This window comes from Methanoregula sp., assembly GCF_049510175.1.
Classification (GTDB): domain Archaea; phylum Halobacteriota; class Methanomicrobia; order Methanomicrobiales; family Methanospirillaceae; genus Methanoregula.
In genome coordinates, this window is record NZ_JBEKZF010000009.1 from 72,009 (window position 1) to 83,452 (window position 11,444).

The window sequence follows — 11,444 nt, forward strand, 5'->3', positions numbered from 1 at the left end:
TACTTAAAAATTGTGATATTAATTTCTGTAAATTATCCGGCTCATATATTTCAACCATTCACTCATCCTTTTATCTTCCGGGCAGTACTGTCAGGGTATCGCAGACCATGATTGAACTTTATCCTTTGTGGTCTTTTGGTGGCAGCGCCCCGATGATCTGGGTGGACGAGACCGTAGAGAGGGTAGTACTCATCTCGCTATTCGCAGGATACCTCAGGTCAACGATGGTCTGGCCGGACGGGAAGTTCGTGCCCCTTCAGGAATCGCAGTTTTCCAAAGGAGGATCAAAATATTTTACCATCAACTTCACCGGCAAACAGGTTCCGGACCTCTGGAGAAAAAGAGTATGTAGTGAAGACCTACGACCCGTCGTAGCGCAGGTCGAACTTTTCGTTGAGCACGTGCTCTTTTACCACCGTGCCGTCCGGGATCACGACCTCCGGCCAGAGCCGGGTCTTGGAGTGGACCACGACCCGGTCCCGCAGGACGACCCGGGGGCCGATGACGGTGTCGTTCTCGATGCTGCAGTGCTCCCCGATATGGGTGTCGTTGTCCATGATGCTGCCGGAGATCGTGGTGTTCGCCCCGATGATGACCCGGTCGTAGAGCGAGGACGAGAAGACCTTCACGTTGTTCCGGAGGATGCATTTCTCCCCGATGCTCGTGTAGGGGCCGATCAGCACGTTGTCGCCGATGGTCGTGCCGGAGGCAATCGCCACCGGGCCGATGACCCGCGTGTTCTTCCCGAGCGTGATCGAACCGCCGAGCTGGATCGGTCCCTTGACCTGAGCCCCGTGCATGGAGAGGTCCCCGATGATATCGGTAAAATCAATCCCCTGGAGTTTCCACCGCTCCGCCTGCCGCAGGGAATGCGGGCTCCCGACATCCGTCCAGTTCCCCCGGGCCAGCCAGCCTTTGAGGGCATGGCCTTCTTCCATCAGCCGGGGGAATAAGTCCCGGGCGAAATCGTATTTGACACCCTCAGGAATGTAATCGAACACATCGGGGCTGCAGACGTACATCCCGGTACTTGCCAGGTTGGAGAATATTTCCCCGGGTTCGGGTTTTTCCTTGAACCGCTTTATATTATACGCGACATCGATCTCGGCGATACCATATTCCCCCGGATCATCGATCGATATCAGGCCGATACTCACGGTCGCCTTCTCTTTCTGGTGTGACCGGTAAAACTCCAGCACGTTTAAGTCGGTGACGTGGTCGCCGCCGACAATGAGGAAGTCCTGCCCCTCGAGATACTTCTGGGCATTCTTGACACTGCCGGCAGTCCCGAGCTTGCACTTCTCGTGGACATAGGTGATCTCGGCCCCAAAGAGCGAGCCGTCCCCGAGTGCTTCCTCGATGGAACTCCCCATGTAGCCGAGGGTGAGCACTATTTCCCGGAACCCGAGGTTCGTGAGGTGTGCGACGAGGTGCTGGATGGATGGGCGGTTGACGATGGGGATACAGGGCTTGGGCCGTTCGAATGTGAGGGGGCGGAGCCGGGTGCCTTCCCCCCCGCACATGATACACACCTTCATGCTACAGTTTTTGTGCCGGGATGGTTTAAGGATACTGTTTTTCAGGGTCCTGTCGCCAGCTCCGGGTTTATATGATCGCGGGTAAAATGAGAATGGATTATACTATGGCGGACGAGGATTACCGGGTATTACCGGTCAATAAGGGGCAGGTGCAGTGCCTGCCGGAGAAGAAAGAGCCGACGGAGAACTGCGGGTTCTGCATCTTCTGCCGGGAGTTCGAGGTGGGCGGGAAGTTCGTCAAGTCGCCCTCGCTGGCCTACTGCACGAGATGCCGGGTGACCGAGCGGGTGGATTTTTCCAAGGCCACTGCGGTGAAGTGTGCTGACCGGCAGGGGGAAGGGTTCCATAGCATTACGAATATTATAAGCTGAGCCGGGGTTTTCTGTGATACTCGCGGTCATTAAGGAATGGGTTATCCGGTTTTTCTACCCTCACGGAGGAATGCTCAGCTACAGGCTTGCATTTCAAAATAGCAGTTCATTACTAAACAATAATAGAAAATACCCTATTTTAAGAACGTGATCTGCAATAAAAACGCCTTGTAAAAAAGGATTTTGGATTAGGATATCTGGTTATTCACCAAAACTTCCGAATCTTTAAATGATACGGTGAATTATGGTGTTGTATCCATTAATTACGTCACGGACTTCCCAGATCCCGGAAATTTCAGATGGATGACATTCCCCGAAACATTCGTATTCGTATAGACTGCGATGATACTGAAGTAATAGATCTGACCGGGTTTCAGATATACGCCGATGTCACCGCCATTGTAAGATGTTCTGGTGTCGACAACTGAGTAATTCTGGTATCTATCAGTGATCCAGTACATATACCCATCATCCGGATATTTCGGGTTTGGATTATTCTTCGAGATCACTACCTTATATGCTTGCAACCGGCTATCCATGATTGCGTCCCAGTCAAGGCGGATCGTAGAATTCCCTGTAATACCGGTGACATGCGGGGCTGCGCAGGGTGGCTCAGCCGTTGTGGCTACGGTTGGTTTTATCGTACATGTTGTTGTTGGTTTAACAGTGCAGGTCTCTGTTGGTTTTATGGTAGTTGTGGTAGGAGTTGGTGTCCCACACGCAGGGTACACGAATTCCACACTGTTACCCGGAACTTTCGCATCTGTATAGACCGCTGTGATGCTGAAGTAATATTTCTGGCCTGGCTTCAGGTACCCACCAATATCGCCGCCGTTGTAGGGTGTCTTTGTATCGAGGACCGAGTAGTTGTGGTACCGGTCGGTGATCCAGTACATATAGCCGTCATCCGGATATTTCGGGTTTGAGTTGGTCTTCGAGATTACTACTTTGTAACCCTGCAACCGGGAATCTGTGATGACATTCCAGTCAAGGCGCACATTGCATTTGTCCGCGGACACATTGACAGTCGGAACCGGGTAAAACGGGACTGGTGCTGGGGTTGGCGTTGGGGCCGTGATGGTGATGTATTGTTTCCGCGTCTTCATATCACTTCCACCGGCATTCGAAGCGGTCATCGAAACCGTATATTTTCCCGTTGCCAGGTAGATGTGGACAGGGTTCTGATCAGTTGTATTCGTCCCGTCACCGAAGCTCCAGTACCACTGCGTCGGGAATCCAATGGAGGTATCATTGAATGTAACTTTCAAGGGCGCTTTCCCATGGGTTGGGTGACCTGTGAAGTTGGCTGCCGGGCCGGAGATTGCCGTAACCGTGATGTAATTTGTCCGCGTCTTTGTATTGGAACCATCCGGGTTTGCAACTGTGAGTGAAACGGTGAATGAGCCGGCGGAGATATACTGGTGGACCGGGTTTTGTCCTGTGGAGTTCTTCCCATCACCAAAGTCCCAGTACCAGCTGGTTGGCTGGCCAGTCGAACTATCAGTAAATCCAACAGTCAAGGGCGCATTGCCCGTAGTCCTGTTTGACGAAAAATCTGCGACTGGCAAAACCGGGGCTGATACAGAAATATATCCGTTTCTTGTGGCAGTGTCACTGCCATCAGGGTTAGTAACAATGAGCGATACGGTATAGGTCCCTGTTGCCGAGTAAACATGGACAGGGTTCTGTTCATCGGAAAATGCACCATCACCGAACGTCCAGTTCCACGATGTCGGGGAATTCGTGGAAGTATCGGTAAACGCGATGGCAAGGGGACTCTTGCCGGATGTGCTGTTTGTTGTAAATCCTACGACCGGGGGTGTAAGAGTGGAGACGATTATGCAGTCGGGCCTGACTTTCAGGTCCGTGCCATCAGCATTTGTTACAGATAATGAAACCGTGTAGGTTCCTGCACGTGTGTAGGTATGGACCGGATTCTGATCGGTCGCATTTGATCCTTCACCAAAGTCCCAGATCCAGTGGTCCGGGGATCCTGTCGAAATGTCGTTGAAAGTTACAGTCAGCGGTGTTTTACCAGAGATAGGTGTGGCAATGAAATCCGCCACCGGGGGTACTAAGGGTAAAACAGTGATGTAATCGATCTTTATTGTGGAATTTGTACCATCTGCATTTTGTGCAGTAAGTGATATCGAGTAATTTCCTCCTGTCGGATATGTATGGACAGGATTTTGATCTGTTGCATTCGATCCGTCGCCAAAGTCCCAGTTCCAGCTAGCCGGAGAACCGGTGGACGTATCGTTGAATGAGACCGTTAATGGGACTTTCCCGGAGGGGGGGGTGCCGATGAAGGTAGCAACGGGCGGGGATCGCGGGAAGACTGTGATGTAATCCTTTTTTACCGTAGTATTGTCCCCACCATAAGCATTGTTGACCGTTAGCGAGACCGTGTAATTCCCTACGGTGGAATAGAGATGTTCCGGATCCCAGTCGGTCGCGAATGCGCCATCCCCGAACGACCAGTTCCATGCTGTTGGAAATCCTGTAGACTGATCGCTAAAAAGCACCGGCAGAGTATCCTTTCCGGTGGTAACATTTGCCGTAAATTCGGCAACCGGCGCGGCAGGTTCTGTTACGACGATATAAGATTCCTTTGTCCGGTAATATGAATGGTCATCATATCCTTCGAATTCGTTACCCACGTAATTATCCGCTGAAGTTCTTGCTGTCGCGGCCAATCGAGGCGGGAGCTCGTCATAATATGTCAGGGTCACATCGTACGTTCCGGGTTGAACATATTTGTGTAAGACCGTCGCGAGGATGGGCTGGCGCCAGACGTCGAATGATTCCCCATCGCCGAAATCCCATACTACCCGATTTGCCGTATCGGAATCGGGAGTCAGGTCGTGAAAGGTTACGTTCAGCGGTGCAAACCCCTCCCTGGGAGTCCCGTTGAAGTCAGGATAATATCCTTTTTTTATCTCGAAATAATCGAACCCAGAGGATGTCCGTCCATAGTTATCGACAATGGTCAGATTAACCTCATACAATGAATAGGTCTCCCCGGGCAGAACCGTGAATACATGAACCGGGGATGGTTCTGATGAATTCGTCCCATCCCCAAAGTCCCAGATCCAATGGGTAATGTTGCCTTCTGATGAGTCGTTGAATGCGATAGGTACCGGAGTCCGGGTTGATGACCACGAATAATTTGATATGAAATTAGCAACCGGTGCTGGTGACGGGAAGATAAAAATGGCGTTCTCACGGGATATCGTGTCGTTGCCGTATATATTCCCGGCTGTAAGATTGACCGTGTAATTCCCGCCGGCGGAATATGCGTGCGTGGGATTCTGGTCGGTCGAGTTTGTTCCATCGCCGAAGTCCCAGTACCATTTATTGGGGGAGGAATCGGAAGCATCGTAGAACTGGATATCATCTCCGGCGGTTGCAGCGGTTGGTGTAGCGTTGAAATCCGCATTGATGGGTTTCTGGTACCAGACGGTGATATAATCCGTTTTCGTTTCCGTGTCACTTCCCAGCTCGTTCCAGGCCCGGAGGCTGACCGTATAATTCCCTGTCGTCAAGTATGCATGGGAGGGATTCTGGGTGGTAGAATTCGTACCATCGCCGAAATCCCACAACCATTGTACCGGTGTTGTCTCTGAAGTGTCATTGAAGTTTACGGCATGGAATGTGGAGATGTTTGTCTCCGGGGTGGTGAAGTTTGCAAACTGGCGAGCGTAGACATAATATTGGATCGGATCACCGGATTCTGTCGTTCCTTTGAAGAGCCATGCAGGTTCAAGATATTCCTCTGACTGATTCATGCCTTTTTCGAAATACCCCAGCCTGATTTTTGTAACATTTACATTATAAGGATCTTTTTTGGGATTGATCACTTCCCCGGTTCTTAGTTTGTCTATAGCAACAGAAACCGATTGAATTGGCAGATTTCCGTCAGCAGTAACGGTTCTCCATACCTTGTTCAAGTAAAGTAGTTCCCCGTTATCGCCAAGTTCCATGTTGATGTATGCCCCGTCACCAACAACGGGTTTACCATCAAGAGAACGGGCATATTGTACGTTGGTTGATACCGTATCTGTAGGTATATCTTGTTTTGTACTAAAATTATATGTGTATATATATTCAGTTTTTACATAATTAAGTATTGCATCAGGAGGTAATCCACCATATTTATCCAAGATTTTTTGAGAGATTATGGGGGCATCCACTTCAGAAGTGACATTGGTTCGGGTTTTTACAAGATCTGAAACGGAATAATACACCATATCATTTGAATCTGGTGTTATTCGGAACGCAGTAATAGTTGAAGGGAATTCGGGAATACTTGCAGAAATATTAACGACACCGATTGGAGAATAATAATTTCCATTAATAGGAAGTCCCTGAACTGGAACCATAAAAATGGTATTTCCTATATAAATGATAACGATTGCTACCAATAAAGGAATGAGCCTCATTTTCCACTCCTCTAATATCAGAAATTACTACCCGCCGGCGTTATTTCGCTAGGAGTATTTGCATTGTTATTAAAATCCGATAATGAAATGGAGGTAATGGGGACATTAACCGGTCTTGTTATCGAATCGCTTCCCAAATCGTTCCATGCGGTGAATGTGACATTGTACATCCCGGAAATATGATATGTATGAACCGGATTTTGTACCGTTGAATTTTCTCCATCGCCAAACACCCATTTCCATTTTACAGATTTTGTCTCTGAAGTGTCATTGAACTGGATCATTAGTGGATCAGAGCCATGATAGGGGGTTATAGTGAAATTTGCAAATTGCCAGGCATAGACCGTATAACTCCACGAATCTCCATCAGATAATGTTCCAGAAAAAATCCATACAGGATCTAAAAAATTTTGAGTTATATTATATCCTTTTTCAAAATATCCAAGATGTGTCGAATTAACATTCAGTTCACACATACATTTTGGACGATCACTGAGCGTTTCACCACGCTGTAATTTATCTATCGCAGCAGTAATCGGTATGATTCTAATTGTTCCAGAACTATTGACGGTTCTCCATATTTTCTTCAGATAAAGTAATTTTCCATTCTCACCAAGTTCAAGTTGTATAAATCCCCCATTTCCGATAACGGGTATTCCATCCAGTTTGCGGATATATCCAACATCGGTTGATATCGGATCTGTGGGTAGATCTTGCCGAGTGATGAAATTATAAGTATAAACATATTCGGTATTAATAGACCCGAAGGTACCATCTTCAGGTAATCCTCCATATTTTGACAAAATTTTTTGAGCAATTTGTGGAGCCTCAATTTCAGAGGGAATTGTTCGCTGGGGCTTGCCCCGGTCGGGAGCTGAATATTCAATCATATCATTTTCTTGAGGAAATACCCAATATCGAATTACATTTTCTGGAGATTTTGGTAGATTATTGCTAATGCTTATGGTGCCCATCGGTGTTAGATATGATGAAGTAGATAATTCCGTTTTTTGGTTAATATTTATTAATATAATGAAACAAATAAAAGCAATAGCAAGGATGATGCTGATAATGACAATTTTCTCCTTCTTCGTCACCATTCATATCCACTCCTGCATTTCCATTCAAGATGTTTTATATCAAAACTATTAGGATCCCCATCAGGTGCCATATACCCGTGTCCCGGAAATTGATCATTATATAATTGATTGGATGTTTTTACTAGAACTTTTGCAGTCACATTATCATCGTGATATGTATCGAGAGTCGCTTGTTTGTAAGCTCCTACAATCGTCTCGTCTTTATTTAACGCATATTTCATAAATGTGTCGGGAAATGTGAGATTGACACCAGAATCGGAAGTAAATCCAAGAATCCCGTGAGATGTTGTTAATGATTGACCCCAATCATTATCGCGGAAAATATTACAAGAATCTAACATTACCCATTTGTTTTCGCCACCCCATTTGTTCTCGACATCCCCTGCACTGACTGTGTAGGACAAAGGACTCCATATAGCCCATGGTTTCAGAAGTAAATAGGTTCCTGTTAATCCGAAGCCGATTTTCCCGGCATCTGCTCCATGCCCTGAATGATAATGAAATGCCGATTCGGTAAGAGTATTTCCTGAATAGGATGGATCTGTACCAAAATTCTCAGCGATTACATCCCCATCTTTATTGTAAAAATTCTGTTTATATCCGGCATTATTCAATGCAGTCGCAAAATTATCGCATTCCTGTAGAGAGCCAGGGATAGAACAATTTGTTTTCCCCGGCCCTCCACAGACATTATCATAATTTTCTATACAGGTTATCGAATATGTCTTCTGAACACATTTGGGAATCGGCACACAGGTTGTCGGCGGATCCGTCTGGAGCCATTCGATCGAAATAGTATTTCCTGAATTCTGTCCATTTACATCAGCTCCACGATAATAAACGATCCCGGGGCACGATTCGGTATAATTATAATAGGCGTAACCGTCAGATCCGGTTACATCAGTATGGTAAGTACACCAATTAATACCGTCTTCAGATCGCTGGAACAATACTGTTTCTCCGGGTATAGGGTTAGTTCCAGCAACCCACATTTGCACAATTTTACCAACATATTTGCTATAATTTGCCGTCAGTGAACTGGCAGATGCGCTTGAAGAGGATTTCTGTCCAGCCTCATTTATCAATGATTTGTTAGATGAGGTCTTCTCCGATATTGAAATATAAATTTTCGAAGTTGTTTGATCTTCAGCCAAGACCGGTAAAAAAATGAAAATCGTTGTAAGCAGACAGAATACAATCAGACCGATATATTTCGGCAAATGCCCTGAGTAACGCGATTGCTTCATTGTAATTTCCTCTTTTTCAAGCAACGAGGTTTCGATGAAGAAAGGATTACGGGAGGTTCAATACTCTCAATAATTCGTCCAATCTCCATGATTTTTCGGTGCTTCGCTCGGGAACATGACCGGAAACTTCACGTTAAAAGAAGTTAATTATGTCATGCTCTTGGGAAGGATTCCGGTTCATCTCACTTCCTACAGCAGGTGGACCGTTCCTACTATCTTTTAAATTATCCATTTTTATATATATGTGTTATTTTTTGATTTTTGTTTAATTTTAGAATTATCATATCATGAAATCATTCGATATCACATTTAAATATCGATGTGAATAAACTAATAAACCGGTATATTCAGAAAATCATTCGAAACTGGTTGCATGAGATGAAAGAATTTTCCGGTTATAACCCCGGGGCTAGCCCACGCGGCAAGGGGCGGAGCTCCGATGAGCGTCAAACCTCCAGATATTCTTTCCCCAATCCCCCGCCAGAAAGATCACTCCCCTTCCCTCACCATCCTCTCCACCGCATCCATATCCACGTGCTCCTCGAACAGATCCGCCAGCGCCTCGTACGGGTCGGCAGCCGTTGCAGGGATCGGTTCGAAAGCAATCCCCTTCTTTTCATACAGGTACGCAAGCAGGGCATTTGCCGCGGACAGGTTCAGAAAGAGCCCGTGCATATACGTGCCGAAGACGAGCCCGTCCTCGCTCACGCGACCGTCCCCGGCAAAGGCCTCCCGGTTCCGCCCGCTATCCGTGACACCCATGTGGATCTCGTATCCCGTGACCGTACCCATCGCAGAGAGGATGGGCCCGATATCGGCCGCCTGCCGGGTCACCTGCGTCGTGTTCTTGTCGTACGAGGTGAAACGGGTGACGCAGTCGAGGAGCCCGAGCCCTTCGTACGTGCCGGCTGCTGACTCGTATCCTGCATCGACCAGGGTCTTCCCGAGCATCTGGTATCCCCCGCAGATCCCGATGACCGGTGCACCCCGCCTTCGGGCATCCAGCAGTGCCTGCCCGGTGCCGGTCTCACGGAGTACCCTGAGGTCATCGATCGTATTCTTCGTCCCGGGGATGATGACACAGTCATACTTCTCCAGCGGGGTGCCGGGAGCGACATAGTCGACCGATGCATACTGTTCGAGCAGCTCGAAGTCGGTAAAATTCGAGATCCGGGGAAGGCGGATGACCGCAACCCGCACCCCGTTCTTCCCGGACTTCTTGTCACCGATCGAGAGCGAGTCCTCGCTCGGCAGCGGCAGGGAGAAGTACGGCACTACGCCCAGCACCGGCACCCCGCAGATCTCCTCGATCTTTTTCACGCCCGGGGCAAAAATTGCAGGATCGCCCCGGAACTTGTTGATAATGATCCCCTTCACGAGAGGCCGGAGATCGGCAGGAAGGAGCGTGATCGTACCGTACACCTGCGCAAAGACCCCGCCCCGTTCGATATCGGCGACAAGGATGATCGGGATGCGGAGCCTCTGTGCGAGCAGGGTGTTCGCGATGTCCCGGTCGTACAGGTTCAGTTCCGCTGCCCCGCCCGCACCTTCTACGACTACCTGCCCGTATGCCGACTTCAGCCGGCCATATGCGGCAAGCGCCTGCTCCAGGAGTTCAGGGGTTTCGCGGTAATAGTCTGCGATCGGGACATCCTTATAAGGCCGGCCGTTCAGGACCACCTGCGAGACGCAGTCGCCCTTGGGTTTGAGGAGCACCGGGTTCATATCGGTATGAGGCACCACCTTTGCCGCAAACGCCTGCATCGCCTGCGCCATGCCGATCTCGCCTCCTTCCGGGGTGACATACGAGTTCAGGCTCATGTTCTGGGACTTGAACGGGGCGACGGGTATCCCGCGGCGGACGAGAGACCGGCAGATGGCGGCGACCGTGACGCTCTTTCCCACGTGGGAGGCAGACCCCATCACAAACAGCGACATTCGTACAATGTATGCACGGATCATAAAAACAGGTACCCATGTATCCCGGGTTGTTCCGGGGGCAGGAAAAACAGGAAATGGCTGCCGTGCCCTGGGCAGGCACGGGTTGTCTGGTATTATATGACACGGTTTTCCCCGGTGCAATGCCAAGACATAAATAAAGAGAAACTTAAAAATACTGGTAATGATTGGTGGGATTTGCCCGACGTGTGGACTACCTAAGGAACTTTGTATTTGTGAGGAGGTAGCAAAGGAACAGCAGAGGATCAATGTCAAAGTGAACAAACGCCGGTACGGGAAAGAAGTGACCGTTATCGACGGACTTGATCCTTCTGATATCGATTTGGAAGATCTTTCCAAATATATGAAAGGAAAACTCGCCTGCGGCGGGACGGTCAAGGGAAATTCGATCGAACTGCAGGGTAATCACCGGGACCGGGTAAAGGAACTCCTGTCCCTCAAGGGTTACAGCATGGAAAATATTTCCTGATCTTTTTTTATTCTGTAAAAATCAGTGGGTTTCAGCGTAGACGCTCTTGGGGACGACGAACCTCACGGAACGTGAGGTGAGGCGGGAGAAGCGATTCCGTCGGAATCGCTTCGACATAGGGCAAATAATTCCTCGAAGAACACTGATGCCTCACTTCTCTTCGTCGAGGTTTACCGGAAACCTCTCCGATTCTCCTCCTCGCGGTTCTGATGAACCATTCATTCAGAAATGGTCGAAGGTCGGCCGATGCCTCACTTCTCTTCGTCGAGGTTTACCGGAAACCTCTCCGATTCTCCTCCTCGCGGTTCTGATGAACCA

Annotated in this window: 7 protein-coding genes; 2 read left to right on the top strand and 5 right to left on the bottom strand. The window is 48.6% G+C overall.

Annotation, left to right across the window (positions count from 1 at the left end):
- Positions 1-359 precede the first annotated feature (359 nt).
- A complete protein-coding gene (locus ABSG49_RS11055; RefSeq protein WP_424026186.1) occupies positions 360-1,538 on the bottom strand; it encodes a nucleotidyltransferase family protein in 1,179 nt (392 codons plus the stop codon).
- Between the two features lie 92 nt (positions 1,539-1,630).
- Here ABSG49_RS11055 and ABSG49_RS11060 point away from each other — a divergent pair, with 92 nt between their 5' ends.
- The gene (locus ABSG49_RS11060) at positions 1,631-1,909 is read left to right on the top strand and encodes a hypothetical protein (protein ID WP_424026187.1); all 279 of its coding nucleotides are present in this window, start codon (positions 1,631-1,633) and stop codon (positions 1,907-1,909) included.
- A 263-nt stretch (positions 1,910-2,172) separates the two neighbouring features.
- Here the strand turns inward: ABSG49_RS11060 and ABSG49_RS11065 are convergent, their stop codons facing one another.
- The 4 genes from ABSG49_RS11065 to ABSG49_RS11080 all read right to left on the bottom strand — a co-directional run bounded on the left by ABSG49_RS11065 (position 2,173) and on the right by ABSG49_RS11080 (position 10,636).
- Positions 2,173-5,697, bottom strand: coding sequence for a PKD domain-containing protein (locus ABSG49_RS11065; RefSeq protein WP_424026188.1), 3,525 nt, complete (start codon positions 5,695-5,697; stop codon positions 2,173-2,175).
- 671 nt (positions 5,698-6,368) lie between these two features.
- The gene (locus ABSG49_RS11070) at positions 6,369-7,451 is read right to left on the bottom strand and encodes a PKD domain-containing protein (protein ID WP_424026189.1); all 1,083 of its coding nucleotides are present in this window, start codon (positions 7,449-7,451) and stop codon (positions 6,369-6,371) included.
- The gene (locus ABSG49_RS11075; protein WP_424026190.1) at positions 7,445-8,722 is read right to left on the bottom strand and encodes a DUF6345 domain-containing protein; all 1,278 of its coding nucleotides are present in this window, start codon (positions 8,720-8,722) and stop codon (positions 7,445-7,447) included. The genes ABSG49_RS11070 and ABSG49_RS11075 overlap by 7 nt, the downstream gene beginning before the upstream one ends.
- Before the next feature lie 465 nt (positions 8,723-9,187).
- Positions 9,188-10,636 (bottom strand): cobyric acid synthase, encoded by a 1,449-nt coding sequence (locus tag ABSG49_RS11080; protein ID WP_424026191.1) that lies wholly within the window; start codon positions 10,634-10,636, stop codon positions 9,188-9,190.
- 184 nt (positions 10,637-10,820) lie between these two features.
- On the opposite strand from ABSG49_RS11080, the gene yciH reads away from it, so the two are divergent.
- Positions 10,821-11,126: a stress response translation initiation inhibitor YciH gene (gene yciH, locus ABSG49_RS11085; RefSeq protein WP_424026192.1), complete on the top strand. Its 306-nt coding sequence runs from the start codon at positions 10,821-10,823 to the stop codon at positions 11,124-11,126.
- Positions 11,127-11,444: the final 318 nt, after the last annotated feature.